Consider the following 19,103-nt stretch of genomic DNA (forward strand, 5'->3'; position numbering starts at 1 on the left):
TCAGCCCTCCGCTTTCTGTGCTTTGGCCTGTTGGCGCGCGAAGATCATGAGAATGATCAGAACCATGGTCAGCAGGATCATCGAGGCTGCCGCGCCGAAGGGCCAGTTGCCTGCATTGCCTTTGAACTGTTCTTCAATCAGGGAACCGATCATCAGGTTCTTTGCGCCGCCCAGAAGATCCGGAGCCAGGAAGGAACCGAGCGAAGGCACGAACACCAGAATGCAGCCGGCTATGACGCCCGACTTCACCGCCGGCAGCAACACGCGCCGCAGGGTGACCCACTTGTTGGCATAAAGGTCTGCCGCAGCTTCGCTGAGCGCAAAGTTGTAGCGCTCGACCGCCGCATAGATCGGCAGCACCATGAACGGCAGATAGGAGTAGAACAGGCCCAGCTGCACCGCGAAATCCGTGTTCACGATATGGATCGGGCTGTCGATCAGACCGATGGAAATCAGAAGATCGTTGAGTGGCCCCTGGTCTCGCAGCAGGAACTTCATCGAAACCGTGCGGATCAGAAGGTTGACCCAATAGGGGATGGTGATCAGGAACACCCAGATCGGCCTGACATGCGCCGGTCGTGTGGCGATGTAGTAGGCGGTCGGGAATCCGATCAGCAGACTGAGCAGCGTTGCGGCCCCCGCTTGCCAGATCGATCGCCAGAAGATCGTGATATAGGTCCATTCGATTTTCGGCGGTTCGTCGCCGAACAGGCCGCGATCGAAAAAGAACTGGTCATAGGCCGCCAGCGAAAATTCCCAGATGACCCCTCCCCTGAACTCCTTGGTCAGGAAGGAATAGATCAGCATCAGGAACACCGGCGCCAGTGACAGGGCCGCCAGAATGACCCACGCCGGCAGCAGCAGCCAGTTGCGGGACTCCGCATATGTGTTGGAAGCAATGCTCCCGCCGCCTGTCGCACCCGCCGCCATCAGTCTACCAGGAGGCGTGCCGCCCCCAGCTCCATGTTGACATAAACTTCGTTGCCCGGCTCGAAGATCCGCTTGTTGCCGCGATCCGAGTTCGAGGTCCGGACGGTGAAATTCGGGCCATCAGCGAGGTCGATGATCGTGGTGATGTCCGTACCGACAAAGACATTATCCATCACCCGCCCCTTCAGGCTTTCGCTTTCCGTCGGCTCCTGGGAAATGAACAGTCTTTCGGGCCGGACAGACATATGCACCTTGGACCCGGCACCGATGCCGTCGACCTGGTTGCAGGTCAGCTCGTGGCCGCCGCCCAGATGACAGATCGCCCGTCCGTTGACGACCTGATCGACGGAAACTTCAAGAAGGTTGGTTTCACCGATGAAGTCGGCGACGAACATGTTCCTCGGGCTTTCGTAGATGTCCCGTGCCGCCCCCAATTGCTGCAATTCGCCCGCAGACATGACCGCGATGCGGTCCGACATGGTGAGCGCTTCTTCCTGGTCATGGGTGACGAAAATGAAAGTGATGCCTGTTTCCCGCTGAAGATGTTTCAGCTCCAGCTGCATCGCCTTGCGCAGTTTCAGGTCCAGAGCCGAAAGAGGTTCGTCCAGAAGAAGAACCTTGGGCTGCGGCGCGAGCGCCCGTGCCAGTGCAACGCGCTGCTGCTGTCCACCGGAAAGCTGCGAAGGCTTGCGCTGCGAGAACTGCGAAAGCTGGACGATCTCCAGCATCTCACCGGCTCGCTTGCGGGCTTCCGCCTTGGACTTGCCCCGCATTTCCAGGCCGAACCCGACATTTTCCAGGATCGTCATATGCGGGAAAAGTGCGTAGCTCTGGAAGACCGTGTTCACCGGACGCTGATAGGGCGGCAGGTTTGCGATTTCCTGGCCGTACAGGAAGATGTCGCCTTCGGTTACATCCTCAAAGCCGGCGATCATGCGCAACAAGGTTGTCTTGCCGCAGCCGGACGGACCAAGCAGCGTAAAGAACTCGTTGTCCATGATGGAGAGCGATATTTTCTTCAAGGCAGTGAAGGAGCCGTATCGCTTCACTGCGTCCTTGACTTCAATCGCTATCGAGTGTTCTGCGGACAATGACACCTCCCTCTACACTGCCGATTTCAGCTGAGTATAGGAACGCGGATTTCACTCCTTAAGAACTGTATTCCTCAGCGCATGTTAGCCTCAGCCTAAGAAGAAATACTGACACGGCTCAGAAACTTCCAAGCACGAGAAATCACCTAATAACATATTGAAAAATATTGCCTTTTAAGGAGTCTAATATTTACCTCCCGGGAAATTCATCAGCTCGGCGGCAGTCCATCTTGTGCCTTTTGCAACCTTCGAACGCGATCTCATGACGCCATACGTATTGTTTCGGATCTAGCTAATCCAAGCTGCGGAATTTTCGACTGTATTCAGGTGCCTCCCAATCCTACCGTGCCTCGAACTTTCAATGAAAATTCAGATGGCGATGTCTTCAGAAACAAGATCAGAAACCGATGCGATCGGCACGCTCGATGTTCCCGCCGGGGCTCTCTTCGGCATTCAGACGGCGCGCGCTCTTGCCAATTTTCCGATCACCGGCGTACCGCTTTCGCATTTTCCATCTCTGGTAAACGCCCTGGCCATGGTCAAATGGGCGGCAGCACACACGAATGCCGAGCTGAACACTCTTTCACGGGAAAGGGCTGAAGCGATCATCAATGCCTGCCGCAGGATCATCGACGGCAACCATCATGAGCATTTCGTCGTGGACATGATCCAGGGTGGAGCCGGCACCTCGACCAACATGAATGCCAATGAGGTGATCGCCAATCTGGCACAGACAGTTCTGGGCCAGCCGGTTGGAACTTATGTGCTTGTGCACCCCAATGACCACGTCAATCTCGGACAATCCACGAATGACGTCTACCCGACCGCGATCCGGCTGGCTGTGTTGTCGAGGATTAACCCGTTGTGCCGAGCCCTTTCCGGATTGCAACAGGCTTTTGAAGAGAAGGCGCACGCGTTCCGGGACATTCCCAAGGTTGGCCGGACCCAGCTTCAGGATGCGGTGCCGGTCTCTCTCGGCCTCGAATTCCAGTCCTACGCTCATACGGTCGGCGAAGACATTGAACGCCTGCAACAGCTCGGTCAGTTGCTGACCGAGGTCAATCTCGGTGGCACCGCGATCGGAACCGGCGTCAACGCACCCAGGGGCTATGGTACAAAAGTCATCGACACCCTGTCGGAGATATCCGGATTTCCGCTCAAGCAATCCGGCAACCTCATTGAAGCGTCTTCCGATCTTGGTGCTTTCGTCACGTTCTCGGGTGTGCTGAAGCGTGTTGCGGTGAAGATTTCGAAAATCTGCAACGATTTGCGCCTGCTCTCCTCGGGGCCGCGCGCCGGGTTTGGCGAGATCATTCTGCCACCGGTGCAGGCAGGGTCCTCGATCATGCCCGGAAAGGTCAATCCGGTTATTCCGGAGGTGGTCAATCAGGTCTGTTTCCAGGCAATCGGCAATGACCTGACGGTCACAATGGCTGCTGAAGCCGGTCAACTGCAGTTGAACGCCATGGAACCCGTGGTGGCGTACAACATACTGGAAACCTTGAGAATTCTGACAAATGCAATTGGCGTTCTGACCGACAGATGCATCACTGGAATTCAAGCCGATGCGGACCGTTGCGCGGCGCTTCTGAATGGCAGCCTGGTCCTGGCTACCGCGCTTGCCCCGCACCTCGGCTACGACAATGCGGCAAAAATCGCAAAGACGGCTCTGGCACAAGGCAAGAGCATCCGCGAAGTCACCAGCGAGAATGCCGCTCTTTCACCGGACGAACTGGACCGGATCCTTTCGCTCAAGACCATGATCTACGGAAACGCGGAATGACATTCTTCCGCCGGTAAAACTCAACTCCAGTCAAAGGAGACCAGGACATATGAAAGTGCTTGTGCCCGTCAAGCGCGTGATCGACTACAACGTCAAGGTTCGCGTAAAGCCGGATGGATCGGGGCCGGATCTCACCAACGTCAAGATGTCGATGAACCCGTTCGACGAAATCGCGGTCGAAGAAGCGATCCGTCTTAGGGAAGCCGGTCAGGCGAGCGAAGTGATCGCCGTTTCCATCGGCGTGAAACAGGCTCAGGAAACATTGCGCACGGCTCTGGCCATGGGTGCGGACCGTGCAATCCTAGTGATTGCCGCAGACGATGCGGAAACCGATATCGAGCCGCTCGCCGTTGCCAAGATCCTTGCCGGTGTCGTCGAAGCCGAAAAGCCGGATCTGGTTCTGTGCGGCAAACAGGCGATTGACAACGACATGAACGCGACCGGCCAGATGCTGTCGGCGCTGCTGGGCTGGGCCCAGGCGACCTTCGCCTCCGAAGTCCGGATCGATGACGGCAAGGCCGTGGTCACCCGTGAGGTCGATGGCGGTCTACAGACGATCGGCGTCAGAATGCCTGCGATCATCTCTGTTGACCTGCGCCTCAACGAGCCGCGTTACGCTTCCCTGCCCAATATCATGAAGGCCAAGAAGAAACCCTTGGAGGAGAAGTCTGCAGCCGATTACGGCGTGGATGTTTCCCCTCGACTTCGGATTCTGAAGACCGCCGAACCCGCGGCACGCAGTGCCGGTATCCGGGTTGCGTCGGTTGACGATTTGATTGCGAAACTGAAGGAAGCGGGAGCAGTTTGATGGCGGTACTTCTTCTTGCCGAAGTGAACAATGGCGCCTTGTCCATGAGTGCGACAGCAAAGGCGGTGACGGCTGCCGGGCAGCTGGGTGACGTCACCATCCTTTGTGCCGGTTCCGATTGTTCGGCGGCTGCCAGGGAAGCAGCAACGATCGATGGCGTTTCAAAAGTCCTCTGCGCGGAGGACACTGCGCTGGACAAGCTTCTGGCTGAACCGGTGGCAGACCTGATCGTCTCGCTTGCAGGCGACTACACCCACATTGCTGCCCCGGCCACCAGCAATGCCAAGAACATCCTGCCGCGCGTAGCCGCCCTTCTTGATGTGATGGTGATTTCAGATGCGTCCGGTGTTGTCGATGCGGATACGTTCGAACGGCCGATCTATGCGGGCAATGCGGTTCAAACCGTGAAGTCGCTGGACAACAGGAAAGTCGTCACCTTCCGGACCGCATCGTTCGAAGTGGTCGGGACCGGTGGCAATGCCCCTGTTGAGCCGATTGCGTTTTCCGGTCGGTCAGACCTGTCCGAATGGATTGAAGACAAGGTTGAAGTGAGCGACCGCCCCGAGCTGACCTCTGCCGGCGTGGTTGTGTCTGGCGGCCGCGGCGTCGGATCGGAAGAAAACTTTGCCCTGATCGAAAAGCTTGCGGACAAACTCGGCGCTGCCGTCGGCGCGTCTCGAGCGGCTGTCGATTCCGGATTTGCACCCAATGACTGGCAGGTGGGGCAGACCGGCAAGGTGGTCGCCCCCGATCTCTATGTGGCTGTCGGCATCTCGGGAGCAATCCAGCATCTCGCTGGCATGAAGGACTCGAAAGTCATCGTTGCGATCAACAAGGACGAAGAGGCGCCTATTTTCCAGGTCGCGGACTTCGGACTGGTCGCCGATCTTTTCGAGGCGGTCCCGGAGTTGACCGAGAAACTGTGATCCATGCCTGAAACGTCCCGGAGACCACTGTTACCGGCCTCCTCCGTGCCGGCGAGTGAAAATCGATCTTTAGAGATCATCCTGAGCGATGGGTTCTCGATGCTGACGCTGTCAGTCGTCGTCGAACTGCTCAGCAAGGGAAACACTCGGGAAAGAACGCGAAAATACTCCTGGCGTTTCACCAGCGTCGACGGTTTGCCGGTTGCCAGCGAAATCGGCACCTCTCCCGTCCTGGATGGCACCCTGGGGCAATGCCCCCGGGGTGCCGCCCTGCTGGTACTTGGGGCTGAAACCGAGCCAGCGCGTTCCAGGAAACTTTCAGCTCATATCCGTCAGCAATGGCGGGAAGGCAGAAAGATCATTGCGATCGACAGAGGAGTATTCGCGATTGCCGAGGCTGGCATTCTGGCAGGTCATTCCTTTACTGTTCACCAGGACTTTCGCACCGAATTCGACTTCAGGCACCCCGGCCTTTCGCCCTCCGGCGCAGCCTTTGAGGTCGATAAGCGAATATCGACCTGTGCCGGCGGGTTCGCGGTTGCCGACATGGTTCTGACCATGATGGAAGACGACCTCGGCAAGGCGACGCGTTCGGCCGTGGAAGACAATGTTCTGTTCATCAGCCTGTACAAACCGGGAACCCCGGCGACCTGCACGCCGCTGAGAACCCTTACCCGGGACAATCCGGTTCTTGCCAGGGCAATCGAGATCATTGCGGAGCGTCTGGACGAACCGGATATCCTTAAATCCCTCACCTCGGAACTGGGAATCTCGCGAAGACAGCTTGAGCGGTACTTCTCAAGTATTCTGGCAACAACGCCAAAGAAGTTCCTGACGGAGCTTCGGCTTGAAAAGGCGGCTCGGCTGCTGACAATCGCGCAGACCTCTGCACTCTCGGTTGCCTTTGAATGCGGCTTCGGATCGCAAAGCACGTTTACAAAGGCCTTCAAACGCAAGTATGGCGTTGCACCAAAAAACTATTGCTGAGAGGCACCCTTGGCTGCGAGGTTTCGCCAGATGGCGGCCATGGCGATCAAGAGAAACATGCACTCGATCAGGATCGCGGCAAAGTTTGGTCGGTCGATCAACGACATCATGACCAGCGCTCCACCAACCAGATTGGCGACATTGAACTTCAGCTTGTCTGCCGGTAGTCGGCCGCGAGTGGCAAGATAATAGGCAACGATGATGATGACCGAGCCCAGGAGCCCGGTCACATCCAGCCAGCCGAAGTCAGTCGGCACGCACGACCGCCAGGTAGGATTTCACCACCTTCTCGGAGCGAATGTCCCACAACACTTTCGTGCCCTTCTTGATGATCCAGGCATCGCCAGGACCGTAAACCTGGGTCTTGCCGCTTTCCTCATCTGTCAGGGCAACCTCGCCATCGAGAACCGTTGCGTGTTCGTCGAACCCGTAGGTCACGCGGTACTTGCCCTTGGATGCGGAAAACCGTCCACCAAAGACCGCGTCATCAGGACTTCCAAGGTCGAAACTTCCAGCGAGGGAAACCGCGCCTTCAACGGTTTCGCAGCCAATGTCTTCAGGTGTCCCCCAGGTTTCGAGCGAAGCATCGCCGGCTGACAGGAGGTAAGCATGCATGGTCATAGCAGGTCCTTAAGTGGTGATATCGTCAAGCACGCGATCCATCATCCGGTCGCAGGCTGCCAGTTGATCTTTGGAAATGAATTCATCAGGCTTGTGTCCCTGCCCTTCCATGGAGCCGGGACCGCAGACGACAGTTGGAATGCCGAGCGTGTCGAATACACCTGCTTCCGTTCCAAAGGCGACCTTGGTAACCCTGTCCGTTTCAGCCAGTTTCTGCCCCAACGCCACGATCCCGGCATCTGCCGGAACATCAATTCCGGGATAGGCGTTGTACCGGTCGAGCTCTATAGAAGCGCCTGAGCTGGCCTCTCGGTACCTGTCGCTCACACGGTCTGCCGCTTCTTGTATCCGGTCCATGATCCCGTCGGGCGGCTCCGCTGCCAGGTGTCGGTATTCGAACACCAGCTCCGCGCGATCGGGCACGATGTTCAACGCCGTTCCTCCGGACAACTTGCCGACATGGACCGTGCTGTAGGCAATGTCATAGGCCTCGTCACGCGTCCCATGTTCCCGCAACCAGTCCTGGATGCCTTTCAGCTCAACCACGAAGTCGGCCGCCAGATGCAACGCATTGACAAAGGTCGGAGCCAGGGCGGAATGACCACTTTGACCGTGGCAGACGGCCTTTATCGCAGCCTTGCCCTTGTGACCGATGGCAACCTGCATTTCAGTGGGCTCGCCGACCAGGCAGGCGCGCGGATTACCCAAGAGTTGCGACAGTTGCGCCGCCATCTTTTGAATGCCGACACAGCCGATCTCCTCATCATAGGAAAAGACCAGCTTGAGCGGCTCTTTGAGCTCTTTTTTCGAAGCCTGGTCCGCAGCGCTCAACATGCATGCAAGATAGCCTTTCATGTCAGTCGTCCCACGGCCGAACACCCTTTCCCCTTCATCCGTCATGCGAAACGGGTCCCGGGTCCATGCCTGCCCTGTCACCGGCACCACGTCCGTATGTCCCGAGAGCAGTATTCCGCCTTCGGTGGGACCGATTTCGGCGTAAAGACCCGCTTTTTGTCCGCCGTCGTCATCGATCCGGCTGAGACGAAATCCCCGTTCCTTCAGGAAGTCTTCAATGAAATCGACAATCTGAAGATTCGATTTCGCGCTGACCGTATCGAAGCCGATCAATTGCTCCAGCGTTTGGAGTGTCTGTGTCATCTTGTTCCCAACCGGTCCACGCGGGCAAACCGGCCTGACATGGTCAGACCGGTTCTCCAGGCTTTCGTCTTGTCATTCCGCCGCCAATTGCGTGATCTCGCGGCGGAACGGAAGGTCGTCGCCAATGTCGGCGCCGTCAAGTTCACGTGCGTAGCGATGGCCGGCATAGGTGGCCCAGGCGATCGGTCCGGGCGCATTGGCATCGCCGATAATCTTGACCGACTTGATCCCTGCATCCGCCCACTCAGCTTCGCGTGCCTTCAGGTTCAGATAAACGCTGTTGCTCTCCAGCCGCGATGCGACCATGACAACCGCATCACAGCCAAACTCCTGGCTCGTATCGGTATAGGTGCAATTGGAAACGACATGGCCTTTGCCGATCGCGGTGACACCACGGTTCAGGATGATGTTCACACCCATCTCGGCAAGCTTCTTGTGTATGGCATGCTGCTCCAGCGTGTTGACGGTCCAGTCGGACAGGTAGGCAGACGGCGTGATGATCGTGACATCGCAGCCTTCCTTCACGAGTAACTCCGCCATGACCCCACCCATGTAGTAGTGATCGTCATCGTAAATCACGACCTTACCGGTCGGCAGCTTGCCGTCCATGATGTCGTCTGGCGTGTAGATCGGCATGGAAGCATCCATGGCGAACGGCACCACATGCTGCCGGCTGACACCGTCGGAACGCCATTTCGAACCTGTGGCGATGCAGACGTTTTCAAAGCCGAATTCCAGAATGTTTTCCGCGTCCAGCTCACTGTCGAAATAGGTTTCGACATTTGCCTTCTGGCTGATCTGATACTCGCGATACTCCAGAACACGCCCCCAGGCACTCAAGCCCGGCAGCCGCCGTTCCCTGGCAACACGGCCACCCAGTTCGGTTGTCGCTTCGGCAATGGCAACGTCATAGCCCCGTTCGGCCAGCGCACGCGCGGCTTCAAGACCGGCCGGACCCGATCCAACCACGAGAACGTTGGAGCTGTCGCCCTTCTCGTTCATCCGTTCGGGATGCCAGCCCTTGCGCCATTCTTCCATGAAGGTCGGGTTCTGCGTACACCGGCTGATCGACATGGTCATGTCACCCGTTATGCAGATATTGCACCCGATACATTCGCGGATGTCTTCGATCCGGCCTTCCTCAATCTTCTTGGGCAGGAACGGGTCGGCGATCGATGGGCGTGCACAACCGATAAAGTCGAGGAGACCCGACTTGATCTGCTTGACCATGGTATCCGCCGACGTGAAACGGCCAACACCAACGATCGGTTTTTCGGTCAGTTCGTGAATGCCGCGGACCAGGTCCTGCTGCGCGGCCTCTTCCTTGAAGCGGGAGGGACCGGAGCAGTCTTCCCAGGTGCCCTGGGCAAGATCCCAAAGGTCGGGCAGATCCTTGTTCATCTCGATGAAGTCACGGACTTCCGCGTTGGAAAAGCCCAGTTCACCGATAGTTTCATCTAGGCTGACCCGCAGGGTGATGCCCATCGTGTCACCGACGGCATCCTTCATGTCGTTGATCACTTCGTTGACGAAACGGGAGCGGTTTTCAAGGCTGCCACCATATTCGTCGCTCCGTTGGTTGGTTGCCCGGCTCAGGAAGTGCTGGAAAATCCCGAAACCATGAGCACCATAAAGGCAGATCAGGTCGAAACCGGCTTCCTTCGAGCGTTTGGCCGCATTGACGAACCAGCGACGCAGATCCTTGATATCGGACGTGTCCAATGCACGCGCCTGCACGGGATCGTTGGTGAAGGTCCGGATCGGCATCGCCGAGACCGCAAGTGGCACTTCCTTGGTGTAAAGGTTCGGACCGTTGATGCCGGAGTAAGCGAGCTGAATGCCGGCAAGCGCACCGAATTCCTTCATTTTTTCGGACATCTTCCGCAGTTGCGGGATGTCCTTGTCCTCCCAAAGGCGCAGCTCGATGAACGGCGTGATTTCGGAAGTGTGGTGCATTTCGCACTGTTCGGTGAAGATCACTCCCCAGCCGCCCTGAGCCTTGATGCCACGCATGGCGGCGGCAGCCGACGGGTCCCGGTAACCACCCCCATTGCAGTGCGGAACCTGATAGAAGCGGTTCTTCGCCGTCACTGGACCGATCTTCATCGGCTCGAACAGAATATCGTAGCGGGGATCGCGCAATCTTGCCTCCTCTCCAAGCAGTTGGGAGTGAGGATAGCGACTGGTGGAGAAGACGAAAGACGAGCTTGCGGAAGCGTTGATTAGGACGAAGCTAATTCCGGACTTCTGAATTTCCGATCAGACACCAAGTCCGGCGAAGTCACCGTTTTTATTGAGCAATTGACAGTGCTCGACAAAGGCCCGCACGACGCTCGTCCGGTCTGCATCGTTCGACATCAAGAGCCCCATCCTCATCGGACGGACATCGCCGACAAGGGGAATGAATTTGAGTGGTTTGCCATCGGGCGAGCAGTCATTCAGGGGCCGGACATTGGCAATTGAATAACCGAAGCCGTTGGCAACCAGACTGCGCATCACCGCCATGTCGCGCGTGCGTTCGGCGATATACGGTTTCACGTCGATTTCGGAAAAGAAGGACAGGAAGTATTCCGAACTAAATGGCAGATCCAGGAGAACCATCGGATAGGCTTGCAGCTCTTCCACCGTGACATGGGGCGAGTTGGCGAGCGGGTGGTTCTCGTCCACGATAGCGTAAGGCGGCAGCTCCATAAGCGTTTCGAAGACAAGATCGGCCGGCAGGTCCAGATCATAGGTCAGGGCGACATCAATTTCCGCCCGGCGAAGGTTACTGAAGATCTCTGCCTGGTTCAGTTCGAACTGCCGGACGCGCACATCCTCAAACTCGTTTTCAAAACTCCTTCTAAGGGCGGGCAGAACCACCTGCGCGAAGGTCAGCAGGCAGCCGATTGCCAGTGGGCCGCGCACGGCCCCTGCAATGTCACAGGCCAGGTCCATGAGCTTGTCCGCTTCCTGCAGGACATATTTGGCCTGTTCCATCATCCGGCGCCCGGCGAGCGTCAGAGACAGCCCCTGCGCGTGCTGGCGCACGAAGAGCGGCAGGCCGAACTCCTTTTCCAGCTGGTTGATCGCAGCTGAAATCGACGGGGACGACACGTTCACTTTTTCAGAGGCAAGAGCAATGCTGCCGGCCTCGCCGACAGCAACAAAATACTCAAGTTGCCTGAGCGTATATCTCAGCAATACGCGTCCCCGGACTCTCATGTTGCGTTACGCTTTGTATTTTATCCAAGTTGTCTTCAAAGCGGTATACTTTTCAAGAGAGTGCAAAGACAGGTCGCGCCCAAAGCCCGACTGCTTCATGCCGCCGAACGGGGTCTGGGCGGACAATGCATCGACCGTATTGACCGACACTGTTCCCACATGAAGCTTTTCGGACACCCTGCAGGCACGGCTGAGATTGTCGGTCCACACCGACGCCGCCAGGCCGTAGACGGAGTCGTTTGCCATGGCGACGGCTTCGTCTTCGCTGTCGAAGGCAATGACTGACAGAACCGGGCCGAAGATCTCGTCCTTCGCAAGCGGGTCATCGTGCTTGACATCGTCGAAGATCGTCGGCTGAACAAAGCACCCCTTGCCATCAACCGTCACACGCTCACCACCTGCGACCAGGTTGGCCGATTGCTTGCCGGCTTCGACGAACCCCATGATGCCTTCGGTTTGTTTCCGGTCAACAATCGCACCCATTTTCGAAACGGGGTCGAGAGGATCGCCCGGCTGCGTGGCAGCTGCGCGCGCGATCAGCTTTTCAACAAACGCGTCCTTGATCGAGCGCTCGACATAAAGCCGTGAGTTTGCCGAACAGACCTCTCCCTGATTGAAGAAGATGCCGAAGGCTGCCATGTCCGCTGCAGCGTCGAGATCTTCGCAATCGGCAAAGACAAGGTTGGGACTTTTCCCACCGGTTTCCGGCCAGACCTGTTTCAGGTTCGATTGACCGGAATACTGCATGAACATCTTGCCGATCGCGGTCGAACCGGTGAAGGCCAGACAGTCCACGTCCATGTGCAGGCCGAGCGCCTTGCCGGCGGTTGCTCCGAAGCCCGGCACGACATTGAACACGCCATCGGGAACACCTGCTTCGGCAGCAAGCTCCGCAAGCCTGAGAGCTGAAAGCGGCGATTGTTCCGCAGGTTTCAGGACAACCGAGTTACCGGCTGCAAGCGCGGCAGCAGCCTTCCAGGTTGCCATGTCGAGCGGGAAGTTCCATGGCGTCACCGCACCGACGACCCCGAGCGGTACGCGCGAAACAAGCGCCAGATCGCCTGGTCCCGTTGGCGCAACTTCATCGTACACCTTGTCGATCGCTTCGGCATACCATTGAAAGAAATGCGCGGAGCCGGGTGCATCGATCGTGACGGCATCATTGACCAGCTTGCCCATATCCAGGCTGTCGAGCAGCGCCATTTCCTCGAGGTTTTCGCGGATCAGCTCAGCCAGTTTCAAGAGAACGGATTTGCGGTCTCCCGGCGCCATCCGGCTCCAGCGACCGTCTTCAAAAGCCCTGCGACCGGCGGCAACGGCAAGATCGACATCCGCCGCGTCACACTCGGCAACGGCCGCCAGAATACCACCTGTTGCGGGATTGACGCTGTCGAAGGTCCTGCCGGATTGCGCATCGACGAACTTGCCGTCTATGAACGCCTTGCCGCGAAATTCGAGCTGCGCGGCTTTCGACGTCCATTCCTGATGAGTGAGCATGTTATCTCCCTGAATTATTCGTCGCCCGGAACGCCATAGGACGGCGCTTCGCGTGGATCGAGCGCGCGCTGTACATAGGCGTCCAGTTGCGGTTTGTAGATTTCCCAGGCTGTTGCGACTGCTTCGATCGGACAGTCTCCGGTCCAGTCACACCTGAGATCGGCAACAGGCCAGCTGACCTTGTCCACCAGTTTCAGGCCTGCGGAATGTATCGGGCCGGCTTCTCCACCTGCCGCAAGACCGGCTCGCATCGCTGCAATCAGACGATCGCCAAGATGCCCGGAAGATGTCAGGAAACCGTCGACGATTGCCTGAGGAACCGTGTCGTTGGCCAGAAGATTGCCACCGGAAGCAACATTTTCAGCCTTCGCCTCCGTCCAGACGCCTAAGGAATTCGGCCCGGAGTGAATAGCGGTCTGCCCACTTCCATCCACGGCGAGTACCTGCCTGTATTCAATGAATTTGCCGCGTTGTTTCACTTCCGCGATTGCGGCGGATGCACCCAGGCCTTTTTCCATCAGATCAAGTGCAAGGGGCCCGAGTGTCGGGTCGGTCACATTTTGCGATGCCACCGCTCCGACCCCGGCGCGGGCATAAGAGCACCGCGCCGCGACGGCCGGGGAGGAAGAGGAAATCGCAACGCCAAACATTCCCGTCTCGGCGCAACGGGCTACCAGAGAGAAGGTCATGGGATCAGTCCGGGATGACGGCGGTGCCGTCAATTTCGACAAGCCATTCAGGGCGCGCCAGGGCCTGCACGACCAGGCCGGTTGAAACCGGGTGCACGCCCTTGAGATATTCACCCATGGTTCTGTAAACAGCCTCGCGGTGACGAACGTCGGTGATGTAGACCACCACCTTTACCAGATGTTCCATACTGCCGCCGGCTTCCTCGATCAGTTGCCGGATGTTCTGCATCACCTTGTGGGTCTGCTCCACGGGATCATGACTTTCGATGTTGACCGCGTCATCGAGATTTTGCGGACACTGCCCACGCAACCAGACGATCTTGCCACCTTCCGTCACCACCGCCTGGCAAAGGTCATTGTCCAGGTTCTGCTCTGGATAGGTTTCCTTGGTATTGAATTTCCGAATTCGGGTATGAGCCATTCTTAATCTCCGTCTGATCCGGTTCCTGAGGCTTCGGCGCCAAAGATTTGCGTGAAATCAAAGCGCAAAGAGACGGGTGATCCGGATCGATCCTCCACCGGCAAGGGTATGTGTGACGGTGAGGATTTCACACCCCTAGGCCTCCCCCAAGAACGGACTGGCTTACCATTAATTAGGAGCTTCCTAACCACACTCCTTTACTGGCAAATCCATGGCTTACAAGCGAACCATCAGGCGGCTAAAGGGCTGAAAACCGGCGCTTTGCATTGGAATTAGGCAAAGCCCAATCAACGCTTCACGAAATCATATTTTTTGCGATCCGGGCTCGTCCGTAGACTGACTGGCAATGCAGGTGAGTATCCCTGAATGTCAGAAAAAGGACGCTGAAATGCCAATTGAAAAAACAGATACGCTCGTCGTCGGCGCTGGCCAGGCTGGCGTCGCCATGAGTGAACACCTGAGCAATTGTGGCGTGCCTCATATCGTGCTGGAACGCAGCCGGATCGCGGAGCGCTGGCGGTCCGAAAGATGGGATTCTCTTGTTGCCAACGGCCCTGCATGGCACGACCGGTTTCCGGGCCTGGAATTTTCCGACGTCGACCCCGATGCGTTCGCCTCGAAGGAACGCGTTGCCGATTATTTTGTTGAGTACGCGAAGAAAATCAATGCGCCGATCCGTTGCGGCGTGGAAGTGAAAAGCGTTTCCAAAAACGAAGGCCGCAAGGGTTTCACGGTCGAGACCTCCGACGGTACGTTCGAGGCAAACAGCGTTGTTGCCGCCACCGGCCCCTTCCAGCGCCCGGTCATTCCGCCGGTTGTTCCTGAAAACGCCGACGTCCTGCAAATGCACTCAAGTGCCTACCGCAATCCCGATCAATTGCCTGAAGGCGCAGTACTTGTGGTCGGAGCCGGATCTTCGGGTGTCCAGATTGCGGACGAACTGCTGCAGTCGGGCAAGCGTGTCTATCTTTCCGTCGGCCCGCACGACCGACCGCCGCGCGCCTATCGCGGCCGTGATTTCGTCTGGTGGCTCGGTGTCCTGGGCAAATGGGACGCGGCTGCGCTCGACCCGGGTACGGAACATGTCACCATCTCCGTCAGTGGTGCCGACGGCGGGCGCACAGTCGATTTCCGGCGCCTTGCCCATCAGGGCATGACCCTCGTGGGCCTGACCAAGTCCTATGAAAATGGCGTCGTCACCTTCCAGTCCGACCTGGCAGACAACATTTCACTTGGCGACGAAAACTATCTGTCCGTTCTGGACGAAGCCGATGCCTACATCGCCCGCAACGGACTTGACCTTCCCGAGGAACCCGAAGCCCGCGCGATCGCCACCGATCCGGCATGCGTGACCAACCCGCTGCTGGAGCTGGATCTGGCAGAAGCAGGCGTCACGACGATTCTGTGGGCAACCGGCTTTGCGGTCGATTACAGCTGGTTGAAGGTCGATGCTTTCGATGAAGGCGGCAAGCCCAACCATCAACGCGGGATTTCCACAGAGCCCGGCATTTACTTCCTGGGGCTGCCTTGGCAATCGCGCAGAGGGTCCTCCTTCATCTGGGGGGTCTGGCATGATGCAAAATTCGTTGCCGATCACATTGCGACACAGCGCAAGTACCTGGCTTACAGTTCTGCAGAGGAGCGTCAGCTGGAAAACGCCTAGACCGGAAACCATAAGGGACGAAGGATGACGTTTTAATACCAACCCATACGGCTTCACCCTTTGGCTGCTTCAGTCCCCTCAAATGCAGCCCGCTGCTCAACAGAATGTGTGTGGCGCTCCCTCCCCCCGACTTGCCATTATTCAGGCGTCGCGGATGTCGATGACATGACATCCGCGTTTTTTTGACGTTCTGGATCGTTCCGCCATGGCCACACATGAAACACCTCGCTCCCAGACACTACTGACCGTCGGCGATGTTCTGCGGAGCAGCAACTGGTACGCAGATCTGCTCCAGCTGCAACCGCTCGGTAATTCGGCAGAGGAAACCCACGGCAACACCTACAACCGGCTTTATCACGGTGACACTCTGGTGCTGCAACTGCATGCCTGGGATGTCGAAAATCACCCCAACATGGTGGGCCGCGACCGAGGACCGGCAGGACATGGTGTTCTGATCTGGTTTGAAATCTTCGACTTCGAAGAGGCGATTGAAAGGGCACGCATCCTGACCGCTGATATCATTCAGGGTCCGCTTGAAAACCCGAACTCCGGCCAGCGTGAGCTCTGGCTGCACGACCCCGATGGCTATACGGTCGTCATTTCAGCACCTCACGAGTAATCGGTTCGATTGGTCATCGAGAGCTGCTTTCCCGTGGCAGTGACAGCAACTCCACTTGTCCGGCAGAGTTTCGGATCGGCAATCGTGTTTCAATGGAAGATAGTTGGCCAGGCTTCCTGGACTATCGGTCGAAGTCCAACGTTAGAGACTTCAACCTGTATACGGCACCGGGCGGATTGATCAATTGCATGAACAATCCGCCCGGAAGCCTTGGTCTTAAAACAGGAAACCGGCCGCATTCATCGCTCGAAAACTTGACGCCGAGCGACTTTGCGGCCCAACTGAATGAAGCCCGAAAAGTCGCATGAAGCCCGGACCAGAAACGGGGAGAGCTCCATCCCTGTCATGCACTAACAATCAAACGGACCACTCGAGTGGGGCTGATCAGAGCAACAACCATCTGACCTCAACCCAGAACCCCACCAACACCCGAACCTAAATCAAGAACTGAAGCACAAGACTTTGTAACGCTTACTTGGTTTGGGCACTGTAGATACCATCCCATTCTTCAGGCGGTGGAGAAGCCTGAAATTGCTTGATCCTGACCCGGAATGTCTCGGCCAGGTTCACAAGCTCCTGGTTCCTTGCATACTTCAACTCCTCGCAGACAGATAACGCGACAGACCAGTTTTGGAGCCGATAGGCTTCCAGCAACGTCTCGAAGCGCGACTTGCATTCCAGAAACTCTTGACTGACAGCCATGTCTTCGTCCCCGCAAAGGCAATAGATCCGCTCCGGTTCCTGTTTGCCCTTGACCCGCAAGCGGTCGATCTCAATGACCGCAAACTTGTCCTTGACTTTCTGCGCCGTGTTCTCACCCAGAATGATGGTCGTGCCATAGGTTTTCGTCTGCCCCTCAAGACGCGAGGCAAGATTGACAGCGTCGCCCAGCACCGAGTAATCGAAGCGGAATTCCGATCCCATATTGCCGACCACGCAGTCCCCGGTGTTGATACCAATGCCGACATTCAGCGGGAAAAAAGGTCGCTCTTCCGCCTCCGCTTCCCGTTTGCGGTCGCCGTTGATGGCATGTATGCGTTGAAGCATCGCCAGCGCTGCCTTGCAGGCGTGAACTTCGTGGTTGTCGTCGTTCAAAGGCGCATTCCAGAACGCCATGATCGCATCGCCCATATATTTGTCGATCGTTCCACGCTGATCCATGATGGCGTTGGAGAGCGGTGTCAGAAACCGGTTCATCAGGCTGGTCAGGCCCTGCGGATTGTCCGCGAAACTCTCCGAAATCCGGGTGAAATTGCGTACATCGGAAAACAGGATGGTCATACGCCGCCGCTCACCACCCAGCGTCAGGCTTTCCGGATCACTTGCGATCTGCTCGACGTAATCAGGAGCCAGATACTGCCCGAATGCGGAACGGATCTCCTGACGTTGCACTTCTTCGCGGCGATAATTGATGAACACGAGCAGAAGAAAGCAACTCAGGCTGGTGAGAAGTGGATAGCCGGCATCAAATAGCATGTTCTTGCTGGCAAACAGATACCAGCTTCCGGCTGCCCAGCTCGCTGCGAGTACGAAACCGAAGGCGAAGACCGGCAGAGCTCCGAGGATCGGCACAAGGTAAATCGTGAGAAGAGACAGGACCGCCGCAGCAACAAGCTCTGCTCCAAGTGCATAATTCGGTCTCGTGAGGAACGACTGGCTGAGGATGTTCTCCAGTATCTGAGCATGCACTTCAACACCCGGCATGGCGGGATCAAGCGGAGTTGCTTTCAGATCCAGAAGGCCGGTCGCGGAAGGTCCGATCACCACCAGATGATTCTGAATTCTGGCAGGATCAAAAGTGCCACTGGCAATGTCGTAGGCCGGCACAAAACGGTCCTTGATCGATGGCGAATAATGGATCCAGATCCTGCCATTACGATCGGTGGGAACCTCCACTCCACCCACCACGACGCTCCGGATCCCGGCTTCGTCGCTCTTTACCGCAAAGGCGTTTTGCCCGGTGGCAACGCGAAGAAGTTCTATGCTCAGCGCGGGTTGGATCTTGCTATCGGCAACTGCGACAAGAGCGGCCCGACGAACGATGTTGTCGGGATCCGGATTGACCGAAAACAATCCTTTACCTGTTGCTGCCTGTTCCAGGACATCGATGTTTCGCAGGAGTTTGGGATAGTCGAACATGAAGGTCGTGGGGTCCGGCCCCAGAAGGGCAACAGGTGTCTGGGATTGTTCCTGTCGCTCCGCCTCGGCAATTTCCATTCGCCCGGCCTGGCCGACAACCACGCGCATCTGCTGCATGGTTTTACCGAGCGTTTCGTCGGTGCTCGGCAGACCTGCCAGTTCATTGGCGATGTCGGCGCTCAAACCGGGTAAGGATCGTGCGTATTGATCAGGCGACAAACGATCTGGCTCGGCAAAAACAATATCGAAAGCGACCGCCACGCCACCCGCCTGAGCGATATTATGCAGCATGGTTGCGATCGTGGATCGCGGCCACGGCCATTGACCGAGCTCCGCCAGACTTCTTTCGTCGATGTCGACAATGACGACGGGCAGCTTCTGATAGGCCCGCGGTTTGACGACCTGATACAAGTCGAATGTTTTCAGGCGGACAAGTTCCACCAGAAACGGATCCCATACACGAACCGCAAGCAGAAGGAGCAGCAGGAGCAACGCAGAAAGCCGCGCGACCCCGAATACGGAGTTAATCTTTCTGGCAACCCGTTTCATCAACCGCCAGCGCAGGAT

The 19,103-nt window shown here is 57.3% G+C and carries 17 protein-coding genes; 6 read left to right on the forward strand and 11 right to left on the reverse strand.

What is annotated here, in order from left to right:
* Complete coding sequence (locus ABLQ08_RS09600; RefSeq protein ID WP_352941160.1) at positions 1-930, reverse strand: ABC transporter permease; 930 nt, start codon at positions 928-930, stop codon at positions 1-3.
* Positions 930-2,021 (reverse strand): ABC transporter ATP-binding protein, encoded by a 1,092-nt coding sequence (locus tag ABLQ08_RS09605; protein WP_352941162.1) that lies wholly within the window; start codon positions 2,019-2,021, stop codon positions 930-932. Before ABLQ08_RS09605 ends, ABLQ08_RS09600 begins: the two co-directional genes overlap by 1 nt.
* Positions 2,022-2,382: 361 nt before the next feature.
* On the opposite strand from ABLQ08_RS09605, the gene ABLQ08_RS09610 reads away from it, so the two are divergent.
* The 4 genes from ABLQ08_RS09610 to ABLQ08_RS09625 are packed head-to-tail and all read left to right on the forward strand — an operon-like array spanning position 2,383 to position 6,525.
* Positions 2,383-3,804 (forward strand): aspartate ammonia-lyase, encoded by a 1,422-nt coding sequence (locus ABLQ08_RS09610; protein WP_352941164.1) that lies wholly within the window; start codon positions 2,383-2,385, stop codon positions 3,802-3,804.
* A 49-nt stretch (positions 3,805-3,853) separates the two neighbouring features.
* Positions 3,854-4,612, forward strand: coding sequence for an electron transfer flavoprotein subunit beta/FixA family protein (locus ABLQ08_RS09615; RefSeq protein ID WP_352941166.1), 759 nt, complete (start codon positions 3,854-3,856; stop codon positions 4,610-4,612).
* Entirely contained in the window at positions 4,612-5,538 is a 927-nt protein-coding gene (locus tag ABLQ08_RS09620) for an electron transfer flavoprotein subunit alpha/FixB family protein (RefSeq protein ID WP_352941168.1), read from the forward strand. Before ABLQ08_RS09615 ends, ABLQ08_RS09620 begins: the two co-directional genes overlap by 1 nt.
* 3 nt (positions 5,539-5,541) lie before the next feature.
* Entirely contained in the window at positions 5,542-6,525 is a 984-nt protein-coding gene (locus ABLQ08_RS09625) for a GlxA family transcriptional regulator (protein ID WP_352941170.1), read from the forward strand.
* Here ABLQ08_RS09625 and ABLQ08_RS09630 read toward each other — a convergent pair.
* The 8 genes from ABLQ08_RS09630 to ABLQ08_RS09665 all read right to left on the reverse strand — a co-directional run bounded on the left by ABLQ08_RS09630 (position 6,516) and on the right by ABLQ08_RS09665 (position 14,115).
* The gene (locus ABLQ08_RS09630; protein ID WP_352941172.1) at positions 6,516-6,782 is read right to left on the reverse strand and encodes a CBU_0592 family membrane protein; all 267 of its coding nucleotides are present in this window, start codon (positions 6,780-6,782) and stop codon (positions 6,516-6,518) included. The genes ABLQ08_RS09625 and ABLQ08_RS09630 overlap by 10 nt on opposite strands.
* Positions 6,772-7,146 (reverse strand): cupin domain-containing protein, encoded by a 375-nt coding sequence (locus ABLQ08_RS09635; RefSeq protein ID WP_352941175.1) that lies wholly within the window; start codon positions 7,144-7,146, stop codon positions 6,772-6,774. The genes ABLQ08_RS09630 and ABLQ08_RS09635 overlap by 11 nt, the downstream gene beginning before the upstream one ends.
* Before the next feature lie 9 nt (positions 7,147-7,155).
* The gene (gene argE / locus ABLQ08_RS09640; RefSeq protein ID WP_352941177.1) at positions 7,156-8,304 is read right to left on the reverse strand and encodes an acetylornithine deacetylase; all 1,149 of its coding nucleotides are present in this window, start codon (positions 8,302-8,304) and stop codon (positions 7,156-7,158) included.
* Between the two features lie 72 nt (positions 8,305-8,376).
* Entirely contained in the window at positions 8,377-10,446 is a 2,070-nt protein-coding gene (locus ABLQ08_RS09645; protein ID WP_352941180.1) for an FAD-dependent oxidoreductase, read from the reverse strand.
* A 117-nt stretch (positions 10,447-10,563) separates the two neighbouring features.
* The gene (locus tag ABLQ08_RS09650; RefSeq protein ID WP_352941182.1) at positions 10,564-11,487 is read right to left on the reverse strand and encodes a LysR family transcriptional regulator; all 924 of its coding nucleotides are present in this window, start codon (positions 11,485-11,487) and stop codon (positions 10,564-10,566) included.
* Positions 11,488-11,514: 27 nt separating this feature from the next.
* The gene (locus ABLQ08_RS09655; protein WP_352941185.1) at positions 11,515-13,005 is read right to left on the reverse strand and encodes an aldehyde dehydrogenase; all 1,491 of its coding nucleotides are present in this window, start codon (positions 13,003-13,005) and stop codon (positions 11,515-11,517) included.
* 14 nt (positions 13,006-13,019) lie between these two features.
* Positions 13,020-13,694 carry a DUF1028 domain-containing protein gene (locus tag ABLQ08_RS09660; protein WP_352941187.1) on the reverse strand — a complete coding sequence of 225 codons (675 nt, stop codon included), beginning with the start codon at positions 13,692-13,694 and terminating at the stop codon, positions 13,020-13,022.
* Between the two features lie 4 nt (positions 13,695-13,698).
* Positions 13,699-14,115, reverse strand: a complete 417-nt coding sequence (locus ABLQ08_RS09665) for a RidA family protein (protein ID WP_352941190.1) — start codon at positions 14,113-14,115, stop codon at positions 13,699-13,701.
* Between the two features lie 388 nt (positions 14,116-14,503).
* Here ABLQ08_RS09665 and ABLQ08_RS09670 point away from each other — a divergent pair, with 388 nt between their 5' ends.
* Entirely contained in the window at positions 14,504-15,778 is a 1,275-nt protein-coding gene (locus ABLQ08_RS09670) for a flavin-containing monooxygenase (RefSeq protein WP_352941192.1), read from the forward strand.
* A 205-nt stretch (positions 15,779-15,983) separates the two neighbouring features.
* A complete protein-coding gene (locus ABLQ08_RS09675; protein WP_352941195.1) occupies positions 15,984-16,397 on the forward strand; it encodes a VOC family protein in 414 nt (137 codons plus the stop codon).
* Positions 16,398-16,868: 471 nt separating this feature from the next.
* On the opposite strand, the gene ABLQ08_RS09680 is transcribed toward ABLQ08_RS09675, so the two are convergent.
* A complete protein-coding gene (locus ABLQ08_RS09680) occupies positions 16,869-19,085 on the reverse strand; it encodes a CHASE2 domain-containing protein (protein ID WP_352941198.1) in 2,217 nt (738 codons plus the stop codon).
* Positions 19,086-19,103: the final 18 nt, after the last annotated feature.

Origin of the sequence: Roseibium sp. SCP14, assembly GCF_040329475.1 — a bacterium.
Classification (GTDB): domain Bacteria; phylum Pseudomonadota; class Alphaproteobacteria; order Rhizobiales; family Stappiaceae; genus Roseibium.